The organism is Pseudomonas sp. NY15463, assembly GCF_048068415.1.
Classification (GTDB): Bacteria; Pseudomonadota; Gammaproteobacteria; order Pseudomonadales; family Pseudomonadaceae; genus Aquipseudomonas; species Aquipseudomonas mosselii_C.
This window is the reverse complement of the sequence record NZ_JBLUQD010000002.1, coordinates 388,228-408,277: the sequence shown is the minus strand read 5'-3', so window position 1 is coordinate 408,277 and position 20,050 is coordinate 388,228. Positions and strand designations below refer to the sequence as shown.

At 63.8% G+C, this 20,050-nt stretch carries 17 protein-coding genes and 1 pseudogene; 8 read left to right on the top strand and 10 right to left on the bottom strand.

The genetic code is table 11. From position 1 onward, the window contains the following. Positions 1 to 13 precede the first annotated feature (13 nt). Positions 14 to 868, top strand: coding sequence for a D-hexose-6-phosphate mutarotase (locus tag ACNFIC_RS06075; protein WP_138218779.1), 855 nt, complete (start codon positions 14 to 16; stop codon positions 866 to 868). Here ACNFIC_RS06075 and hexR read toward each other — a convergent pair. Continuing rightward, positions 861 to 1,724, bottom strand: a complete 864-nt coding sequence (hexR, locus tag ACNFIC_RS06070) for a DNA-binding transcriptional regulator HexR (protein ID WP_171030927.1) — start codon at positions 1,722 to 1,724, stop codon at positions 861 to 863. The two genes, ACNFIC_RS06075 and hexR, sit on opposite strands and share 8 nt — an antisense overlap. Positions 1,725 to 1,948: 224 nt before the next feature. Here hexR and zwf point away from each other — a divergent pair, with 224 nt between their 5' ends. Genes zwf through ACNFIC_RS06055 form a run of 3 tightly spaced genes read left to right on the top strand, consistent with a single transcriptional unit; the run spans position 1,949 to position 4,810 of the window. Then, positions 1,949 to 3,418, top strand: coding sequence for a glucose-6-phosphate dehydrogenase (zwf, locus tag ACNFIC_RS06065; RefSeq protein ID WP_416780344.1), 1,470 nt, complete (start codon positions 1,949 to 1,951; stop codon positions 3,416 to 3,418). Beyond that, positions 3,405 to 4,118 (top strand): 6-phosphogluconolactonase, encoded by a 714-nt coding sequence (pgl, locus tag ACNFIC_RS06060; protein ID WP_138218776.1) that lies wholly within the window; start codon positions 3,405 to 3,407, stop codon positions 4,116 to 4,118. The genes zwf and pgl overlap by 14 nt, the downstream gene beginning before the upstream one ends. Positions 4,119 to 4,135: 17 nt before the next feature. Beyond that, the gene (locus ACNFIC_RS06055; protein ID WP_138218775.1) at positions 4,136 to 4,810 is read left to right on the top strand and encodes a bifunctional 4-hydroxy-2-oxoglutarate aldolase/2-dehydro-3-deoxy-phosphogluconate aldolase; all 675 of its coding nucleotides are present in this window, start codon (positions 4,136 to 4,138) and stop codon (positions 4,808 to 4,810) included. A 66-nt stretch (positions 4,811 to 4,876) separates the two neighbouring features. On the opposite strand, the gene ACNFIC_RS06050 is transcribed toward ACNFIC_RS06055, so the two are convergent. The 9 genes and pseudogenes from ACNFIC_RS06050 to ACNFIC_RS06010 form a co-directional block, all read right to left on the bottom strand. Beyond that, on the bottom strand, positions 4,877 to 5,878 hold the full coding sequence (locus ACNFIC_RS06050) for a DUF6384 family protein (protein WP_416780341.1): 1,002 nt from the start codon (positions 5,876 to 5,878) through the stop codon (positions 4,877 to 4,879). Beyond that, positions 5,875 to 7,017 carry a merozoite surface protein 3b gene (locus tag ACNFIC_RS06045; RefSeq protein ID WP_416780340.1) on the bottom strand — a complete coding sequence of 381 codons (1,143 nt, stop codon included), beginning with the start codon at positions 7,015 to 7,017 and terminating at the stop codon, positions 5,875 to 5,877. The genes ACNFIC_RS06050 and ACNFIC_RS06045 overlap by 4 nt, the downstream gene beginning before the upstream one ends. A gap of 39 nt (positions 7,018 to 7,056) precedes the next feature. Further along, a complete protein-coding gene (locus ACNFIC_RS06040) occupies positions 7,057 to 8,421 on the bottom strand; it encodes a hypothetical protein (RefSeq protein WP_416780338.1) in 1,365 nt (454 codons plus the stop codon). A 4-nt stretch (positions 8,422 to 8,425) separates the two neighbouring features. Continuing rightward, positions 8,426 to 9,223: a DUF6384 family protein gene (locus tag ACNFIC_RS06035; protein WP_416780336.1), complete on the bottom strand. Its 798-nt coding sequence runs from the start codon at positions 9,221 to 9,223 to the stop codon at positions 8,426 to 8,428. Positions 9,224 to 9,236: 13 nt separating this feature from the next. Further along, positions 9,237 to 9,593 (bottom strand): annotated as a pseudogene (locus ACNFIC_RS06030) (DUF6384 family protein); the annotation flags it as partial. Positions 9,594 to 9,842: 249 nt separating this feature from the next. Beyond that, complete coding sequence (gene leuA / locus ACNFIC_RS06025) at positions 9,843 to 11,516, bottom strand: 2-isopropylmalate synthase (RefSeq protein ID WP_138218770.1); 1,674 nt, start codon at positions 11,514 to 11,516, stop codon at positions 9,843 to 9,845. Positions 11,517 to 11,919: 403 nt separating this feature from the next. Next, positions 11,920 to 12,747: a M23 family metallopeptidase gene (locus tag ACNFIC_RS06020; RefSeq protein WP_138218769.1), complete on the bottom strand. Its 828-nt coding sequence runs from the start codon at positions 12,745 to 12,747 to the stop codon at positions 11,920 to 11,922. 3 nt (positions 12,748 to 12,750) lie between these two features. Further along, positions 12,751 to 14,130 (bottom strand): exodeoxyribonuclease VII large subunit, encoded by a 1,380-nt coding sequence (gene xseA, locus ACNFIC_RS06015; RefSeq protein WP_138218767.1) that lies wholly within the window; start codon positions 14,128 to 14,130, stop codon positions 12,751 to 12,753. A gap of 114 nt (positions 14,131 to 14,244) precedes the next feature. After that, complete coding sequence (locus tag ACNFIC_RS06010) at positions 14,245 to 15,126, bottom strand: LysR family transcriptional regulator (RefSeq protein WP_416780333.1); 882 nt, start codon at positions 15,124 to 15,126, stop codon at positions 14,245 to 14,247. A gap of 97 nt (positions 15,127 to 15,223) precedes the next feature. Between ACNFIC_RS06010 and ACNFIC_RS06005 the strand changes: the two genes are divergently transcribed. The 4 genes from ACNFIC_RS06005 to guaA all read left to right on the top strand — a co-directional run bounded on the left by ACNFIC_RS06005 (position 15,224) and on the right by guaA (position 19,909). Beyond that, positions 15,224 to 15,979: a sulfite exporter TauE/SafE family protein gene (locus ACNFIC_RS06005; RefSeq protein WP_138218763.1), complete on the top strand. Its 756-nt coding sequence runs from the start codon at positions 15,224 to 15,226 to the stop codon at positions 15,977 to 15,979. Positions 15,980 to 16,029: 50 nt separating this feature from the next. After that, positions 16,030 to 16,584 carry a sugar ABC transporter ATPase gene (locus tag ACNFIC_RS06000; RefSeq protein WP_416780330.1) on the top strand — a complete coding sequence of 185 codons (555 nt, stop codon included), beginning with the start codon at positions 16,030 to 16,032 and terminating at the stop codon, positions 16,582 to 16,584. 150 nt (positions 16,585 to 16,734) lie between these two features. Continuing rightward, entirely contained in the window at positions 16,735 to 18,204 is a 1,470-nt protein-coding gene (gene guaB / locus ACNFIC_RS05995) for an IMP dehydrogenase (RefSeq protein ID WP_138218759.1), read from the top strand. 127 nt (positions 18,205 to 18,331) lie between these two features. Beyond that, on the top strand, positions 18,332 to 19,909 hold the full coding sequence (gene guaA / locus ACNFIC_RS05990) for a glutamine-hydrolyzing GMP synthase (RefSeq protein WP_138218757.1): 1,578 nt from the start codon (positions 18,332 to 18,334) through the stop codon (positions 19,907 to 19,909). Positions 19,910 to 20,050: the final 141 nt, after the last annotated feature.

The window sequence follows — 20,050 nt, the reverse complement described above, 5'->3', positions numbered from 1 at the left end:
AGAGCCTGGAACCATGCCTGAACATCCGCTACACCGCTTCTTCACGACGCAACGGCCACGGCCGACCTTCGAGTGGGAGCGTTACCAGCAGCGTGATGTCCTGATCATCGATCACCCACGTTGCCAGGCGGTGTTCAGCCGCCAGGGCGCGCAACTGCTGCATTTTCAGCCGGCCGGCGAGAAGCCCTGGCTGTGGTGCGCCGAACAGTGGCCGCAGGTGGGCGCGATCCGTGGTGGAGTGCCGGTGTGCTGGCCCTGGTATGGACGCCATCCCAGCGAAGACCTGTGGCCGGCCCACGGCTGGGCGCGCCTGTTGGACTGGAAACTGGTCGACAGCCTTGAAGACGAGCAGGGCGTGACACTCAAGTGGCGCCTGGACCTGTGCGACTGGCAGGTAGACTTGCACGCGCGCCTAGGCGCGAGCATGGAGCTGAGCTTGAGTACCGAACACCAGGACAGCGAACCGTGCCAACTGAGCCATGCGCTGCTGGCCTACTGGCGCATCAGTGACGTGTCGAAGGTAGCGCTGTCTGGGCTTGAAGATATCGAGGGCTACGACCGTCTGAATCGCCAGGCCTGCCGTGAAGATGGGGCGCTCAAGTTGCGTGGCGGTTGTCAGAAAGTCTTTCCGGGTACGCCCCGCGTACAACTGCAGGATCCTGCCTGGCAGCGCGAGCTGTGCATCGATACCGGCGACAGCGACGACACCGTGGTCTGGCACCCTGGCAGGCGGCCGCTGATGGGCGTGAGCGGGCGCGAGTGCCAGGGTTTCGTCTGCGTCGAGGCGGCCAGCGGCAGCGATGCCGGGCTGAGCCTGGCGCCGGGGGAGCGGGCGCACCTGCGTTTGCAGGCGCACCGGCTCAGTTGAGGTCGTCGTCCTCGATGGGGTAGCGGCTGGCGTTGAGGCTTTCCTTGATCTTGCGCAGGTGCGGCTGGAAGTCCACGCCACGGCGCAGGGTCATGCCGGTGGCCAGCACGTCGAGCACGGTTAGCTGGATGATCCGCGAGGTCATCGGCATGTAGATGTCGGTGTCCTCGGGCAGCGGGATGTGCAGGCTCAGGCTGCAAGCCTGGGCCAGCGGCGAGCCGGCTGCGGTCAGGCCGAGTACCGAGGCGCCGTTGTCCCGGGCCAGGCGTGCGACTTCCACCAGCTCGCGCGTGCGCCCGGTGTAGGAAATGATCACGAACAGGTCGCCAGTGTGGGCTACCGAGGCCAGCATGCGCTGCATCAGCACATCGGCGTGGGCCGACACGGCCAGGTTGAAGCGAAAGAACTTGTGCTGGGCATCGAGGGCCACGGGGGCTGAGGCTCCCAGGCCGAAGAAGTGGATCTGCCGGGCCTGGATCATCATGTCTACGGCGCGGCTGACCTGCTGTGGATCAAGCTGCTGGCAGGCGCTGTCCAGCGAGGCGATGGCACTGCCGAATATCTTCTGGGTGTAGGCGGCTGGATCATCGTCGGCCTCCACCGCACGGCTCACGTAGGCCGCGCCGCTGGCCAGGCTTTGCGCCAGTTGCAGCTTGAGTTCGGGATAGCCGCTGACGCCGAACGAGCGGCAGAAGCGGTTGACCGTGGGCTCGCTGACCTTGGCTGCCTGAGCCAGGGCGGCGATGCTGAAACGAGTGGCTTGTTGCGGGTTGAGCAGGATGACTTCGGCGACCTTGCGCTCGGCCTTGTTCAGCTCGTCCAGGCGACCCTGGATTTGTTCGAGGAGGTTTCGCACGCGGTCCATGGGGTGTCCTTGGGTCGTTGAGTCGGTGCTGGCAGACAGCCGGCTGGCGAAACAGCAGGCTTTTTGCAAAGTTGTCTATCGTACTGTCGCTGAGATTACCGCACCACTTGTCTGTAAGGTTTGTACATGATGTTGTTGTTTTTACTACATTGGCCCTTGAAAAACAGGGCTGAAACCGGTATTCCTAGCTTAACTTTATAAAAGAACCAACATTTATGGCCGCGATCAGTGTTGAACCTTGCACCTTTGCCCTGTTTGGCGCCCTTGGCGACCTGGCATTGCGCAAGCTGTTTCCGGCGCTCTACCAGCTCGACCGCGCCAATTTGTTGCACCCGGACACCCGCCTGCTGGCCCTGGCACGCGAAGCGGGCAGCGCCGAGCAGCACCTGGAGGCCATCGAGGCGCACTTGCGCCGCCACGTCCCTGAGAGCGAAATCGATCCACTGACGCTGCGCCGCTTCTTCGCCCGCCTTGGCTACCTGCACCTGGACTTCGTCCAGCCCGAGGGTTACCAGGCCCTGGCTGAGCAGGCCGCGCCAGAGCTGCCGCTGATCGCCTACTTCGCCACGGCGGCGGCGGTGTACGGTGCGATCTGCGAGAACCTCGACAAGGCCGGCCTGGCGCCACGCACCCGCGTGGTGCTTGAAAAACCCATCGGCCATGACCTGGAGTCCTCACGCCGGGTCAACGACGCCGTGGCGCGGTTCTTTCCGGAAAACCGGGTCTATCGCATCGACCACTACCTGGGCAAAGAGACGGTGCAGAACCTGATCGCCCTGCGCTTTGCCAACAGCCTGTTCGAAACCCAGTGGAACCAGAACTCTATCTCCCACGTGGAAATCACCGTGGCCGAGCAAGTCGGTATCGAAGGCCGCTGGGGTTACTTCGACAAGGCCGGGCAACTGCGCGACATGATCCAGAACCACCTGCTGCAACTGCTTTGCCTGATCGCCATGGACCCGCCCAGCGACTTGTCCGCCGACAGCATCCGCGATGAGAAGGTCAAGGTGCTCAAGGCCCTGGCACCGATCACCGGCGAGGGCCTGAGCACCCGCGTGGTGCGCGGCCAGTACATCGCCGGCTACAGCGAGGGCAAGCCGGTACCGGGTTATCTGGAAGAAGACAACGCCAACGCGCAGAGCGACACCGAAACCTTCGTCGCCCTGCGCGCCGACATTCGCAATTGGCGCTGGTCGGGGGTGCCGTTCTACCTGCGCACCGGCAAGCGCATGCCGCACAAGCTGTCGCAGATCGTCATCCATTTCAAGGAAACGCCGCACTACATCTTTGCGCCGGAACAGCGCTTGCAGATCGGCAACAAGCTGATCATCCGCCTACAGCCGGACGAAGGTATTTCGCTACGCGTGATGACCAAGGAACAGGGTCTGGACAAGGGCATGCAGCTACGCAGCGGCCCCCTGCAACTGAATTTCTCCGACGCCTGGCGCAGCGCGCGCATCCCGGATGCCTATGAGCGCTTGTTGCTAGAAGTGATGCGTGGCAACCAGAACCTGTTCGTGCGCAAGGATGAAATCGAATACGCCTGGACATGGTGCGACCAGCTGATCGCCGGCTGGAAGAACAGCGGCGACGCGCCCAAGCCTTACGCGGCGGGGTCGTGGGGGCCGATGAGTTCGATTGCACTGATTACACGAGATGGGAGGTCTTGGTATGGCGATATCTGAACTGCAACTGCCAGCGAGCGTGCACACCCACGCGCTGGCCGATGCCAACGCACTGGCCAAGGCCCTCGCCGAGGAGGTGGCCGAGCGCCTGCGTCAGGCTATCGCCAGCAAGGGCCAGGCCTGCGTAGTGCTGTCCGGCGGGCGTAGCCCGGTGCCGTTCCTCGAACAGCTTGCCCGGCAGGTGCTGGACTGGTCGAAGGTCACTGTGAGCCTGGCCGACGAGCGCTGGGTGCCGGTCGAGCACGAGGCCAGCAACGCCGGCCTGATCGCCCGACACCTGTTGCACGGCGCGGCAGCCAAGGCGCGTTTCATCGGCCTCTACCAACCCTCTCCGACCCTGGAAGCCGCTGCCGAGCTGGCCGATCAGCTCCTGGGCGAGCTGCCGCCGATCGATGTGCTGGTGCTGGGCATGGGCGACGACGGTCACACCGCTTCGCTGTTCCCGGCCAGTCCCAATCTGCGCCAGGGGCTGGCCAAGGTCAGCGAGCGCCGCTGCCTGGCGATGCTGGCGCCAGCGGTGCCGCACCAGCGCCTGAGCATGACCCGTGCATTGCTGGCAAGCGCAGGCTTTATCGCCCTGTCCGTGCAAGGCGCTGGCAAACTCGCTACGCTGCGCGCCGCGCTGGCGGCCGAAGACCCTACCGAAATGCCGATTCGCGCTTTTCTTCACGACCCCCTGGACATCTACTGGTGCCCATGAGCCAAGGATCCTCAGTCATGACCACCCTCGAACGCCCACAGCCTTTGCTCTCGATGGCCGAGAAAGCCGACCGGATCGATGCGATCTGCGGCGCGGCGCGCATCTTGCCGGTGATCACCATCGCCCGTGAGGAAGACATTCTGCCGCTGGCCGACGCGCTGGCCAGCGGTGGCATCCGCACCCTGGAGGTGACGTTGCGCTCCAAGCATGGCCTGAAGGCCATCGAAGTGCTGCGAGCGCAGCGCCCGGAGTTGTGCGTCGGTGCCGGCACCGTGCTCGACCGCAGCATGTTCGCCGCGGTCGAAGCCGCAGGTGCGCAGTTCGTCGTCACGCCAGGCATCACCCAGGACATTCTTGAAGCGGGCGTACAAAGCGATATCCCGCTGCTGCCTGGCATCAGCACACCGTCGGAAATCATGCAGGGCTACGCCCTAGGCTACCGGCGCTTCAAGCTGTTTCCGGCCGAGATCAGCGGTGGGGTGGCGGCGATCAAGGCCTTCGCCGGCCCGTTCGGTGACATTCGCTTCTGCCCAACGGGCGGTGTGAATCCTGCCAACGTGCGCAACTACATGGCGCTGCCCAACGTGATGTGTGTCGGCGGCACCTGGATGCTCGACAGCAGCTGGATCAAGAACGGTGACTGGGCGCGCATCGAGGCGTGCAGCGCCGAGGCGATGGCACTGCTGGACTGACAGATTTCGTTGTGTGCTGCACGGTTATTAGGGCGCTTGGTCAGCGCCCTTTTTTTGTGCGCCGGATCAGAAGCTGGCGGTGATGTACTGGCTGGCTTCGGCTGGGTTGTCGAAGCGACCGCCACGCTGGACGCGTTTGTCGAACACGCGCTTGAGGCTGTAGGCCTGCTTGCTGCCGATCGCCGGGTTGTCGATCTGGCCGCTGGCCTGCTTGGCCTGCTGTGCCTTGAGGTACTCGGCACGGCTGACCTGTACGCCGTATACCTCGGCAAGGGCTATTTTGCCGGTGGCGGGATCGACCATCGGCATCGTCACCCGTTGTCCTTGTGCATTGCGTGCCTGGAATGTCAGGAACCACGCCTTGCCGTCTTCCGTACCGGCCTGGCACGCGGCCTGGGTGCAGCGCTCGTAGCCAGACATCTGGTCGGCGCCGGGGACTTCCAGGTGTAGCGCCGAGGCGGTGTAGTCGCTATACACCTGTAGCTCATGCAGCGCCTCATCGGCCTTGGCCGGAGCATGTTCACTCACCACGTTGCCTAGGGTGTGAGCCCACGGCAGCAGCTTGGCGCGCACGTCCTCCGGCAGCGGCATGGCCTCGAGCTTGCCGATTAACTGCCGGTACTGTTCCAGGCGGGCGTACTGCTCGGCTGGGGCCTGGGGCGCTGCTGGCGGCGTTGCCGCCAGGTGCCCAGCGTTGCTCGGAACAGAGGGTGCACGGGGCGTGTCCAGGTACTTCGCGAGCAGGCCGCCCCCGCACAGCAGGACCAGTGCCAGCAGGTAAGGCAGAATGGCGCGATGGAAGCATACGTCTGCCAGCCAGCGCTGCCACCAGGGCAGGACAGGGGCCTCGAAGACCAGGCGGCGGGCGAAGAACGCGCGCACCCCCTGGTCGATCAACGCATCGTCGCAGGTCGTACCTTGGTGGCGGTAGTGGTCGCGGATGCGCGCGGCGACCTCGGCACGGCGCTGCGGCAGGTCCAGATGTTCCTGCAATTGACGTTGTTGCAGGCGCAACGCGTCGACGATGGCGATGGCCCCCATCTGTTCGCTGAGCGAGCCTGGTCTCATTGTGCGGCTTTGGTCAGCAATGCGGAGAACGCGCGTTTGGCCTCTTCCACCGCCTCGGAAATTTCCTGGGCCGCCTTGGTCGACTCGGCGCGGTAAGTGGCAGTCAGGCCTTTCATGTCGCTCTGGAAGTCCAGGGTAGCCTGGGCCAGGGCGCGTACCGATTCGACGCGAAGGGTCGAGCCGTAGCTGGCTTTCATCGCAGCACCGAGCTGCTTGTTGCCCAGCTCGCCGAGCGCTTCGAGGCCCTTGTTGATGCCTGCGGTTGTTGCGTTGAGCGTGTGGGTGGCTTCGGCCATGCCTTGATTGGCGGTGAACGATACCGCCAGGCTGGTGAGCACGACTTCGTTGGTGGCGAAGAACGACACCATGCGCTGGTACTGGCGCTCCTTGACCACGTGCACCTGGCTGATGCGTGCGAAGACCATTTCCGCAGTGTTGTAGCCGACCCGCAGGTCGTCGGCGATATCCTTGACGATCTGGTAGCTCTTGTCTTCGTTCTGCAGTGCACGCACGGCCTCATCGCGGCTCAACTCCAACGCAGCCAGGCGTGCCGGCTCTTCGTGCCCGGCAGCCGCGACGCTGGCATTGGCGGCATCCAGAGCCTGGGTGCGTTGTTGCAGGGTCTGGCCGGCCAGGCTCAGCACTTGCTGGGCATCCACTTCGGCGGTCTTCATGGCCAGGCGGAAGTCCATGTACGACTCGAGGATCAGGCTCTCGCGGCTGATTTGGTCACTGGCGGCTGCGCACACCTCCAGGTAGTGCTTGCGGATATCTTCGAAGCGGCTTGGGATGGAGCCGCGCATCATGTGCATCCAGGCCAGTTTCAGGCGTTCGAGCGTGTCCAGGCGACCGTCGTCCATCCATGTCGCCATGGCGGCGGCATCCTCGCGGATCGAGGTGAACCGATCGGTGATGTTCATGTAGCGGTCGGAGATGTCCATGCCGGCGATCTGCTCGCGCACGGTCTGGTTGAACAGGCTGGCCTGTTGTAGCACGGCGGCAATACCGGTGATGCGCCGGTTATCGTAGTGCGCGACCTTGTCCAGCAGCATCAGTACCGGTGCCGGCTGGGCCGGTTGGCCGAAGGAGATGCCGAGTTTGCGCAGGCCTTCGAGGGCGCGTTCGAGGTATTGGCTCATGGGAGTCCTTGCATGAGTGGGGCTGGTAAAGGGAACGGGTCAGAAGCTGCTGGAGGTCGTGAAGCCCCCGCCACCGGAACTGCTGGAGGTGCTGAAGCCACCGCCGCCGATGCTGCCGGTGCTGGAGAAGCCACCTGGGGTGTGGCTCGAAGACGTACCCCAACTGTGGTTCCTGGGGTCGTCACGTCGGTGCAACGGCACGAACTGACGGCCTTCGTCGAGCAATCGCTGCACGCCCTGCTGGTCGAGCAGGCCGTTCATGTAGTCATCAAGGATCTGCTCGATCGGTTGGCGCAGTTCGTACCCATGGCTCGGATCTTTGTAATGGTCATCGCGCAGGGCGTATTCGAGGGTCTTGGCGCGGTCGTACAGGCGGCGCTTGTCGCTGGCCTCGAGCTGTACGCCCTTCATGCGCTGCTGGAGTTCTCGCAAACGTGCATGCAGCAGTTGCAGGTCGCTCACCAGCAGGTCGTCGTGGGGCGACGGGGTCTTCGCCGCCTCGACGATCAGCTCGGCCAGCGGGCGTGCCTTGAGTCGGTCCGCGATGCCTTGGCGAATCTGGTGCAGGTGAGGGTCGCGCTGCTGGGCAAAAGCGCTCAGTTGTGCATTCAAGCTGCTGGCATGCGCCTTGGACTGCGCCAGCAGGGTATCCAGGTTCGCTTGCTCGTCCTTCAGGGCCTTTAGCTCGGCAGTGGAGCCGATGTTATCCAGGCATTGCTGGTGTTGTGCCTGCAACTGCGCCAGCGCCTCACCGAGGGCCTGGCGCTGGCTCTCGTTACGCGCCTGCATGGCCAGGAGGACCTGTTCGTTGGCGTGGTTGCGCTCGAAGTTCACGACCATGGCCAGGTAACGGTCCATGGCACGCGACAGCAGGATCCCGCGGTACTGCTCGGTGCCGTAGTGACGGTCCTTGAGGAAGCGGTACAGCCGGTTGCTGCGGTAGCCTTGCAGCTTGGTGGCGCACTCTTCGCGAATTTCCTCGTAGCCTGCATGGGCTTGCTGCTCGGCTTGCTGTGTCGCTTCCAGTTGCTCCAGCAACTGGCGATACGATGGGTCTTGTTCCAGCCGGTCTCGCGCCTGGGCGGCCTGGCCTTGGAGTGCCAGGTGCAGCTGCTGGCGCCTATCCAGGCGCTCGGCGATCAACTGCTCTACGGTCTGGAGTTCCTGTTCCAGGGCGGCACGGGCACGTTCGCGCTGCTCCAGCAAGGCATGAGCCTGTTGGCTATGCGAGGGGTCGAGCGTCAGTTGCAGGCTGGCGATTTCAGTCAGTTTCGAGCTGATCAGGTGTTCGAGCCGGGTTTCCTGTTCGGACTCGACGCACAGCGCCTGCTCGGCTTCGCGTAGCCGGCGCTCGGCCTGGCGCGAGTTATGTTCGAGCGCGTTGACGAGGGCGGTCGGTGTCATGGCGTTACCACTCAAGGATCATGTCGGGGTTGGCGCTGGTGCGTTGGCTGAAGCGTAGTTCCAAGCTATTGGCGGCTTTTTCGCCGATGTAGCGCTGGCTGATGTGGCCATCGTCGAGCTTGTCCTGGCGTACCCGCCGATATTCGTCGCGGCTGACCCGCACGCCAAACACCTTGGTCCAGCGCGCCTGGTTGTCTTCCACGCTGGTAACCGGCACGTAGACGGGGTTGCCGGCGCTGTCCAAGGCTTCGACGATCAGGTACCAGCTCTTGCCGCGGCTGCTGCCTTTGCTACAGCCGCTGGGCTCGTAGCAGCGCTCTACGCCGGATTGGGTGCCGGGACGGTCGACCAGCGCAAGGGTCAGGGGTTGGCTTGCGTAATTCAGGTAACTTTCCACATTTTTCAGGGTTTTGTCCGCCTTTTCCAGGCGCAGCGAGGCGATCTGCTCGCCTGCCTTGTCGATCCAGTCCGCCATTTCCTGGTGTTCGGGGGACGCCAGGTGCATGCCCAGCAGGCGTGCGAGCAGTTGTTGCTGTTGTCCGAGGCTGGCGTACAGGTGGTCGATACGGTTAAGCCGTTTGCGCACACTGTCGAGGTTCTGACGAGTGTTGCTCAGGGTGATCTGGGCTCTGGCCAGTTGCGCCTTGAAGGCATCGCGGTCGGCGAAGTCGGCCGGGTTCAAGTTCACCGCAGGTGCGGCGCTGGGCAGCAGAGGTTCGGCCTTGGCCAGCAAGCGCTCGACCGTGGCGTTGGGCTGGCGTTTGAGGCGCAGCTTGGTGCAGGCGTTGCGTCGCGATTGCATCTTGCAGGGTTTGGCTGTCGGCCATGAGCCGTTCAGCCTTTGCATCGACCTTGGTTTCCATTTGCCAATGGGCGAACAGTGCCATGAACAGGCTCACCAGGGCGGCGGCGGTATAGTTGACCAGCTTGGCACGGCCCATGAAGAGGCGGGACAGCACGCGCTGAGGGCGGCTCAGGGCGGGTGCTTCGAATTGCAGGCGGCGCGAGAAGAACTGCCGTACGCCTTCATCGATGACCGCGTCGTCGAAGATGATGCCGTTGTTCTGGTAGTACGCGCGGATGCGCTCGGCCACCTCGATGCGGCGCCGGGGGAGGTCCAGGTGCTCCTGGATTTCCATCTCGCGATGGCGAAGCTGGTCGACCAGTGTCATGGCCCCCATCTGTTCGTTCAGCGAGACACTCATCGCTTCTGATCCGTGGCAGGGCTGCGCAGTTCGCGCTCCGGGCGATGGCTCATGTGAGTCCTTGCATGAGTGACTGGGCGTTGCAGTATATCCAGAGTTGCAGGCGAAATGATGGCTCGACTTTGTGCCCGAGAAAAATAAAGGGCCGCCCTGCGGCCCATCGCCAGTTGCTCGGCGATGGACCGCAGGGCGGCCCTCAGGTCAGCGCTGGACGACTCAGGCGGCTTTGGCCTGCTGCTGGCTCAGCGAGCGGTTGAGCGCGCTGAACAGCGCCTTGAAGCTGGCGGTGGTGATGTTCTCGTCGATACCTACGCCGTGCACCGGGCGGCCACCGGCCACGCGCAGTTCGATGTAGGCCGCTGCCTTGGCGTTGGTGCCGGCACCGATGGCGTGCTCGTTGTAGTCCATGATCTCGACCGCGACTGGCAGGCCGGCGACCAGGGCTTCCAGGGCGCCATTGCCCTTGCCACGCCAGTGCAGGTTGGTTTCGCCTTCACCGGCGACTTCCACTTCCACATTGCTGTGGCCGTTTTCTTCTTGCAGGCGGTGGCTGACCAGCGCGTACGGCGCGTTGGCTTGCAGGTATTCCTTGTGCAGCAGCTTGTAGATCTGCTGGGCGGTCATTTCCAGGCCCAGGCGGTCGGTTTCGCCCTGAACCACCTGGCTGAACTCGATCTGCATGCGGCGCGGCAGGCTGATGCCGTATTCCTGCTCGAGCAGGTAGGTGATGCCGCCCTTGCCAGACTGGCTGTTGACGCGGATCACCGCCTCGTAGCTACGCCCGATATCGGCCGGGTCGATCGGCAGGTAAGGCACTTCCCACAGCTCGCCTTCCTGTTGCTTGGCGAAGCCCTTGCGGATCGCATCCTGGTGCGAGCCGGAGAAGGCGGTGTGCACCAGGTCGCCCACATACGGGTGACGTGGGTGCACCGGCAGCTGGTTGCACTCCTCGACCACCTTGCGTACGCCGTCAATGTCGGAGAAGTCCAGTTGCGGGTCGATGCCTTGGGTGTAGAGGTTCAGCGCGAGGGTGACCAGGTCGACGTTGCCGGTACGCTCGCCGTTGCCGAACAGGCAGCCTTCGGCGCGGTCGGCGCCGGCCATCAGGCCCAGCTCGGTGGCAGCGATGCCCGTGCCACGGTCGTTGTGGCAATGCAGGCTGATGATCACGCTGTCGCGGCGGTTGACGTTACGGCAGAACCATTCGATCTGGTCGGCGTAAATGTTCGGCGTGGCGACTTCGACAGTGGCCGGCAGGTTGAGGATGATCTTGTGCTCAGGCGTCGGGTTCCACACCTCGATCACCGCATCACACACCTCTTTGGCGAACTCAAGCTCAGTGGCGCTGAAGGTTTCCGGCGAGTACTGGAAGGTCCACTGGGTTTCCGGCTGCTGCGCGGCATATTTGACGAACAGTTTGGCGGCGTTGACGGCGATGTCCTTCACGCCCTGCTTGTCCTGGTTGAAGACGATGCGGCGGAAGGCCGGGCAGGTGGCGTTGTACAGGTGGACGATGGCCTTCTTGGCCCCGCGCAGCGACTCGAAGGTGCGCGCGATCAGGTCTTCACGGGCCTGGGTGAGCACCTGGATGGTGGTGTCGTCCGGGATGTGGCCGTCTTCGATGAGCATGCGCACGAAGTCGAAGTCGGTTTGCGAGGCCGATGGGAACGAGGCTTCGATCTCCTTGACGCCGACTTGCACCAGGGTCTTCCAGAAACGCAGCTTCTTCTCCGAATCCATTGGCTCGATCAAGGACTGGTTGCCATCACGCAGGTCCGAGCTGCACCAGATCGGTGCTTGGGTGATGGTCTTCGACGGCCAGGTACGGTCAGGCAGGTCGATGGTCGGGAAGGCGCGGTACTTCTTCGAAGGGTCTTTGAGCATGGTCATGGAAGCAATCCTTTTGTGTGCGGCCGAAATCGGGCCTGCCGGGCAATAACGAGATGAAAGGGCGAGGCGGCGGGATTCAGCCTGGTAGTCGGGCGCTGACCAGGCAGAGGCTGCGATGTTGTCGGAGCAAAATGAGGGTACTGAAGGTTTTCATGTGCTCAACCCTAACCAGTGGGGTGGGGGATGGCAAGCACTGCGAAAAAATTGAGAGGAATGCTTAAAAATTGCTTTGGGGCGAGATTTTATGTCTGACCTTTTGGGTTTTTGCTAAAAACTTTGCGCGGTATTTAGCGTGGGCGCAACCCGGTGAAAGCGATGTCACGCGCTGCGCCGCTTCGCGGTGGTTTGGCATTCCGGCAAGCCCGCTCCACAAGTGCTGCGCCGCGAATCAGGCGGCGCGCGCTCAGGGCTGGAACGCGCCGATGAAGATTGCCGGGTCCACGCGAGCATCGTTGAGGCTGACGTTCCAGTGCATGTGCGGCCCGGTCGCGCGTCCGGTCGAGCCGACGCGCCCGACTACCTCGCCACGGCGCAGCGCCTGGCCGACCTTCACATCGATCTTGGACATGTGGCAGAACATGCTGATGAAGCCTTGCCCATGGTCGACGAACACCGTGCGGCCATTGAAGAAGTAGTCGCCGACCAGAATCACCTTGCCGTTGGCTGGGGTCTTGATCGGCGTACCGGCCGGCACGGCGAAGTCCAGGCCGGCGTGGGGGTTGCGTTCTTCGCCGTTGAAGAAGCGGCGCACGCCGAACTTGCTCGACAGTGGGCCATTGACCGGCTTGTCGAGGATCAGGTTGCTCGGCAGGGTCGGGCTGAAGCTGCGGTACGCCTTGATCTGCTCGGCCAGTTCGCGGTCGATGCGCTTGAGGTCGTCCGGGTTGGGGTTGACCTGACGGGTGTTCTTCAAGGTGATGTGCTGCTCGGGGTATTTCTTGCTGCCCACGTTGAAGGGCAGGTTGCGCCCACCTTGGCTCAGCACTGCGCTGCCGGGTTTTTGGGTGAGCGGGATACCGACGATTGCCAGCCAGGTGTCCTGCTCCTTCACTACCAGCACCGGCTTGCCATCGAACCGCGCACTGGGGGCGCTGGCCGCGGGCCCCAGGTCGATCACCGCCACGCCGCCGGGCACGGGTTTGTTAAGGGCACGGGTGATGTAGCTGGCCTGGGCGGCAGTGATCGGCAGCAGCAGGGCGAGGGCGAGCAGGGGCGCGAGCAGGCGGGGCATGTGTCAGTCCAGTAGCGAGAGGGTGACCGGGGTCTGGTGGTTGTCTTCGACCCGCACTTTCAGCTCGCCCTCGTTGAGGCGGGCGGTCAGGCGCTGGCCGTTGTGGGTCTGCGCGGCGCTGCGCACGGCCTGGCCGCGTTCGTCGAGCAGGATGCTGTAGCCGCGTGCCAGGGTGGCCAGCGGGCTGACCACCTGAAGCGTCTGCAATTGCGCCTGGAAGCGCTGGCGGCGGTCCTTGAGGACCTCGCGCATTGCCCGTGGCAGGCGCTCGCTCAGGCTGTCCAGACGCTGGCGCAGCAGCGTGAGGTTACGCCCCGGGTGCTGAGCGGCCAGACGCATGTCGAGGCGGCCGAGCTGCTCGCGGCGTTGCTGCATGGCGAACTGGAAGGCGCGGCGCAGGCGCATGTCCAGGTCGTCCAGGCGCTGCGCCTGCTGACGCAACCGCTCGCCAGGGTGGCGCAGGCGCCGGGCCAGGCCATCCAGGCGCAGGCGGTCGTGGGCCAGGCGATTCTGCATGCGTAGCAGCAGGCGTCGCTGCAAACCGTCCAGGCGCAGTTGCAGGCCGCTGCTGTCGGGTGCGAGCAGTTCGGCGGCGGCGGACGGCGTGGGTGCGCGCACATCGGCGACGAAGTCGCTGATCGACACGTCGGTCTCATGGCCCACCGCACTGACGATGGGCGTCACGCAGGCGGCCACGGCACGTGCCACGGCCTCTTCGTTGAAACACCACAAGTCTTCCAGGGAGCCACCGCCACGCGCCAGGATCAGCGCGTCGAAGCCTTGCCGGTCGGCCATGTGCAGGGCGTGGACGATCTGCTTGATCGCCTCGCGGCCCTGCACGGCAGTGGGAATCAGGTTCAGCTCGACTTGCGGTGCACGGCGGCGAAACACACTGATGATGTCGCGGATCACCGCGCCGGTGGGCGAGGTGACGATGCCGATACGCTGTGGGTGAGCGGGCAGTGGCTGCTTGCGTTCGGTGCTGAACAGGCCTTCGGCGCCGAGTTTTTCCTTCAGCGCTTCGAAGGCCAGGCGCAGGGCGCCGTCACCGGCAGGCTCCACGGTGTCGAGGATCAGCTGGTAGTCACCACGCCCTTCGAACAGCGAGACCTTGCCGCGCACGCGCACAGCCAGGCCGTCGCGCAGGGCTTGGCGCACCCGTGCGGCGTTCTGACGGAACAGCGCACAGCGGATCTGCGCACCGCTGTCCTTGAGGGTGAAGTACAGGTGGCCGGAGGCCGGGCGCGCGAGGTTGGAAATCTCGCCTTCCACCCAGACGCTGCGGAACACGTCCTCCAGCAGCACCCGGGCGCGGCCGTTGAGCTGGCTGACGGTGAGGACCTCGCGGTCCAGGCCGAGTCGTTCGAAGGGGTCTTTGATCATGTCGGGCATCATAAAGGACATGCTGGTGGGTTGTCTGTCCTGGTCCTCAAACGCCGCATGCTGAATCGGCGAATCGTGATGAGGTCGGGCAGGGTGTGCGGGTCTGCGGCAAGGCTACTCAACCCCCATGGACGCCGCGAACTGGCGCACCAGTTCCCCTGCATCCTGCCGGCAGGCCAGCGCTACGGTACTTTCGCAGGCTTCGGCCAGCGGCACGAAACACACCGACGCCGGAGCGATCTCGCGCATGCTCTGCGGCAGCAGCGCGACCCCGAACCCGGCTTGGATCAGTTGCAACTGGGTGGTCTTGCGCGACACCACCTGCGCAGCCTGGGGAAAGAACCCTGCATTCATGCACAGCGACGCCGACAGGTAACTCAGCCCGCCACGCTGACGGTGGGGAATGGAAATGAAGCGCTCTTCGCGCAGTTGCTCCAGCTGCACACTTCGCGCCGAAGACAACCGATGATCTGCCGCCACTGCCAGCAGCAGCGGCTCGGTGAACAGCTCATGCAGCGACACCCCCTCGTGCTGGCGCAGCACCGGCAAACGTAGCAGGCCGATCTCCAGGCGCCCTTCGGCGATATCTTGCAGTTGCGCTTCAGAGGATTGCTGGGCAATTTCCAACGCCACGCCGGGGTTGGCGTCCAGGTAGCCGCCCAGGCGTTCGAGCAGTCGGCCAGTCAGTGGGACGGTGCTGGAATGGTTCAAGCGCAGGCTGCCGCGTAGGCCCTGCCCGACCTCCCGGACCAGTTGCTCGGCTTTGTCCAGGTCGGTCAGCAGGCGTCGAGCACGGCCCAGGAAGGCTTGGCCTGCGGCCGTGAGGCGAGGTTGCCTGGCGGTACGCTCGAACAACGCCGTGCCCAACTGCGTTTCCAGCTCCTTGATCTGCCGGCTCAGCGCCGACTGGGCGATATAAAGCCGCTCGGCGGCGGCGCTGAAACTGCCGCACTCGGCGATTTCGACGAAGTAACGCAATTGGCGGGTTGACGTCATGGCATGCCTTTTCGAGATAGCTTGTGGCGCAAAGGCATATTAGTCGGCATGGCTCGCCGATGGCTAACCTCTACAGGTCTTCCCTGGAATCGCGTCGATGCTCGCTCAACTGTCTTTTACCGGTGTTGATTGGTTGCTCATCCTGCTCGCCGTTGGCGCCGCCTACGTCGTCTTCGGCATCGCCGGCTTCGGCACGGCGTTGGTCGCAGGCCCGGTGTTGATCCACTTCATGCCGTTGTCGCGGATCATTCCGTTGCTGGTGCTGCTGGACTTCGTCGCCGCGTTCGGCAACCTGCTGCCCTCGCGCCGCGATGTGGTGCGTGGCGAACTGCTGCGACTGCTACCGTGCATGGCCGTGGGCTGCACACTGGGCGTGGTGTTTCTGTTGCACCTGAAGTCCGACCTGCTGCTGTTGCTGATGGGCCTGTTCGTCACCGCCTACGCGATCTATGGCCTGGCGGTGAAGGTGCGCCCGGCGCAACTGTCCGGCCTGTGGGCCGTGCCGATGGGCACGCTGGGCGGGCTGTTTGGCGCGCTGTTCGGCAGTGGCGGATTCTTGTATGCCATCTACCTGAGCGCACGCTTGCAGGCCAAAGAGCAGGTTCGCGCTACCCAAAGCGCGTTGATCAGTTGCAGCACGATCGTGCGCTTGTCGCTGTTCCTGATCGCCGGGGTCTACGCCGACAGTCGCTTGCTGCTGCTCGCGGTATGCTTGTTGCCGGTGATGGGCCTGGGTCTGTGGGTTGGCCGACGCCTGACCCTCAAGCTATCGCGCGAGGCCTTCGTGCGGCTGGTCACCTGGTTGGTGCTGGCCAGCGGGCTGGCGCTGATCGGTCGCTATCTGAGCGGCTGAGCAGGCGGTAGAATTGCCCGATTACCGAAGTTCGCAGGCCCGTCCCGTTCATGAACACGCAAAGCATCATCGTCCCCAAACTGTCCACCGTGCCGGCCCACGAAGCCCGTGCCCGTGCGATCTTGCGCTGGCTGGTGCGTGAGAAGGTCGTCGAAGAGCAATTGACCACCTGCGGGCGCACTGGCAACCGCATGGGGCATGCCTTGGCCGAGGGCGCGCGCAAGATCGCCTTGCACCCCGAGAAGCTGCCGTTCGGCGAGTCGGTCAACGGCCTGGAGGTGATGCTCAAGCGCTGCATCTATACCCCCACCGCAGGTTTTCTGGAGGAGGCCGGCTGCCCGGAGTGCCGGCGCGAGGTGGGCGAGCCGCTGTTCGAGAGCCTTGAGGAGTGGATGCCGGCGGTGAGCGACAACTTCACCTGCCCGCTGTGCGGCTTCGAAGACGACATCAATGGCTTTCTCTACTTGCAGCCATGTGCCTTTTCCAACCTTGGGTTCATCTTCAACAACTGGGGCGAGGCCGGGTTCACCCAGGCCTTTCTCGACAGCTTCGCCGACTGGCTCGATCAGCCGGTGGCGGTAGTGCAGGTCAGCTGCAAGCCCTGAGCCGCAAGCTTCACATAAAAGCGGCACGCAAGGCGTGTGCGAATTCTTGTCGCTTGCCGCTTGTAACTTGACCCTTGATTTACATTGAGCGGCGCGCCGTGCATGAGTATAATGGCGCGCTTCCATTTTTCCCGCCCGGGAGCCCCCGCGATGCTGCGTATCAGCCAAGAAGCCCTGACCTTCGACGATATCCTCCTTGTACCTGGCTACTCCGAGGTACTGCCCAATGAAGTCAGTCTCAAGACCCGTTTGACTCGTGGCATCGAGCTGAACATCCCTCTGGTTTCCGCTGCCATGGACACCGTCACCGAAGCGCGCCTGGCCATCGCCATGGCCCAGGAAGGCGGTATTGGCATCATCCACAAGAACATGACCATCGAGCAGCAGGCCGGCGAAGTTCGCAAGGTCAAGAAGTTCGAGGCTGGCGTGGTCAAGGATCCGATCACCATCGACGCCGACGCCACCGTGCGCGACCTGTTCGACCTGACCCGCCTGAACAATATCTCGGGTGTTCCAGTACTGGCCAACGGCGACCTGGTCGGCATCGTCACCTCGCGTGATGTGCGCTTCGAAAGCCGCCTGGACGCCAAGGTCCGCGACGTGATGACGCCTAAAGAGCGTCTGGTCACTGTTCGCGAAGGCGCCAACAAGAACGAAGTCCGCGAGCTGCTGCACAAGCACCGTCTGGAAAAAGTCCTGATCGTCGACGACAAGTTCGCCCTCAAGGGCATGATGACCGTCAAGGACATCGAAAAGGCCAAGGCCTACCCGCTGGCCAGCAAGGACGACCAAGGTCGTCTGCGCGTCGGCGCTGCGGTCGGCACTGGCAAGGACACCGGCGAGCGCGTTGCCGCCCTGGTTGCAGCCGGCGTTGACGTGGTGGTGGTCGACACCGCCCACGGTCACTCCAAAGGCGTGATCGACCGCGTTCGCTGGGTCAAGGAAAACTACCCGCACGTGCAGGTGATCGGCGGCAACATCGCCACTGGCGCTGCTGCCAAGGCCCTGGCCGAAGCTGGTGCTGACGCCGTCAAGGTCGGTATCGGACCAGGCTCGATCTGCACCACCCGCATCGTCGCCGGTGTCGGCGTGCCGCAGATCAGCGCCATCGCCAACGTCGCCGCCGCCCTTGAAGGCACTGGCGTGCCACTGATTGCCGACGGCGGTATCCGCTTCTCCGGTGACCTGTCCAAGGCCATCGTAGCGGGCGCCTCGTGCGTGATGATGGGTTCGATGTTCGCCGGTACCGAAGAAGCGCCGGGCGAAGTCGAGCTGTTCCAGGGCCGCTCGTACAAGGCCTACCGCGGCATGGGCTCGCTGGGCGCCATGGCGCAGGCCCAGGGCTCGTCCGACCGTTACTTCCAGGACTCCTCGGCCGGTGCCGAGAAGCTGGTGCCGGAAGGTATCGAAGGCCGCGTGCCCTACAAAGGCGCCCTGTCGGCGATCATCCACCAGCTGATGGGTGGCCTGCGTTCGTCCATGGGCTACACCGGCAGCGCGACCATCGAAGAGATGCGTACCAAGCCTGAGTTCGTGCGTATCACCGGTGCTGGCATGGCCGAGTCCCACGTGCACGACGTACAGATCACCAAAGAAGCCCCTAACTACCGGGTTGGCTAACGCCTCCAGCAGTCAGTTACAAACTTCTAGCTTCAAGCGGTAGCTGCCCAGCAGCAGCTACCGCGTTTCCCCCCGATCAACTTGCAGCTTGCGGCTCGAAGCTCGCAACTGCATCAGAGATTGAGTCATGGCCCTCGACATTCACGCTCACCGCATCCTGATCCTCGATTTCGGTTCCCAGTACACCCAACTGATCGCCCGCCGCGTGCGCGAGATCGGCGTGTACTGCGAACTGCACCCGTTCGACATGGACGATGAAGCGATCCGCGCCTTCAACCCACGCGGCATCATCCTGGCCGGTGGTCCCGAGTCGGTCCACGAAGCCAACAGCCCGCGCGCGCCGCAGGCGGTGTTCGACCTGAATGTCCCGGTCCTGGGCATCTGCTACGGCATGCAGACCATGGCCGAGCAGATGGGCGGCAAGGTCGAAGGTTCCGAGCTGCGTGAGTTCGGTTACGCGCGTGTCGACGTGGTCGGCAAGAGCCGCCTGCTCGATGGCATCGAAGACCACGTCGACGACGACGGCGTGCTGGGCCTGGACGTGTGGATGAGCCACGGCGACAAGGTCACCCAGATGCCGGGCAACTTCAACGTGCTGGCCAGCACCCCGAGCTGCCCGATTGCCGGGATGTACGACGATGCGCGCGGCTACTACGGCGTGCAGTTCCACCCGGAAGTGACCCACACCAAGCAAGGCGGTCGCATCCTGTCGCGCTTCATCCAGGACATCTGTGGCTGCGAAGCGCTGTGGACGCCGTCCAACATCGTCGAAGACGCGATTGCCCAGGTGCGCGAGCAAGTGGGTTCGGCCAACGTCCTGCTGGGCCTGTCCGGCGGCGTCGACAGCTCGGTGGTCGCTGCGCTGCTGCACCGCGCTATCGGCGACCAATTGACCTGCGTATTCGTCGACAACGGCCTGCTGCGCCTGCACGAGGGCGACCAGGTGATGGCCATGTTCAAGGAGAACATGGGCGTCAAGGTGATCCGCGCCGACGCTGAAAAGCAGTTCCTCGACAACCTGGCCGGCGAAGCCGACCCGGAGAAGAAGCGCAAGATCATCGGTCGCACCTTCATCGATGTCTTCGATGCCGAGGCCAGCAAGCTGGAAAATATCCAGTTCCTCGCCCAGGGCACCATTTACCCTGACGTGATTGAGTCGGCCGGCGCCAAGAGCGGCAAGGCCCACGTGATCAAGTCGCACCACAACGTCGGTGGCCTGCCGGAGGAGATGAACCTCAAGCTGGTCGAGCCGCTGCGTGAGCTGTTCAAGGACGAGGTGCGCAAGATCGGTCTGGAGCTGGGCCTGCCGTACGACATGGTCTATCGCCATCCGTTCCCAGGCCCGGGCCTGGGCGTGCGTATCCTGGGTGAAGTGAAGAAGGAATACGCCGACCTGCTGCGTCGTGCCGACCACATCTTCATCGAAGAGCTGCGCAAGGCCGACTGGTACCACAAGACCAGCCAGGCCTTCGTGGTGTTCCAGCCGGTCAAGTCCGTGGGTGTCGTCGGCGATGGCCGCCGCTACGCCTGGGTCGTGGCACTGCGCGCCGTCGAGACCGTAGACTTCATGACCGCACGCTGGGCGCACCTGCCGTACGAACTGCTGGAGACGGTCAGCGGGCGTATCATCAACGAAATCGAAGGCATTTCGCGGGTGACCTACGACGTATCGAGCAAGCCGCCTGCCACTATCGAGTGGGAATGATCCCGCGTCCGGCATTGCCCGGCACGATCTAGCAAAAAATGCCCTGAAGCCCGCGTAATTGCGGGCTTTTGGCTTCTTGGGCCTAGCAAACCTTGGGGGCGCCGTGCCTCCGTCGAATGGCTGCTCTGAAATATTTTCCCA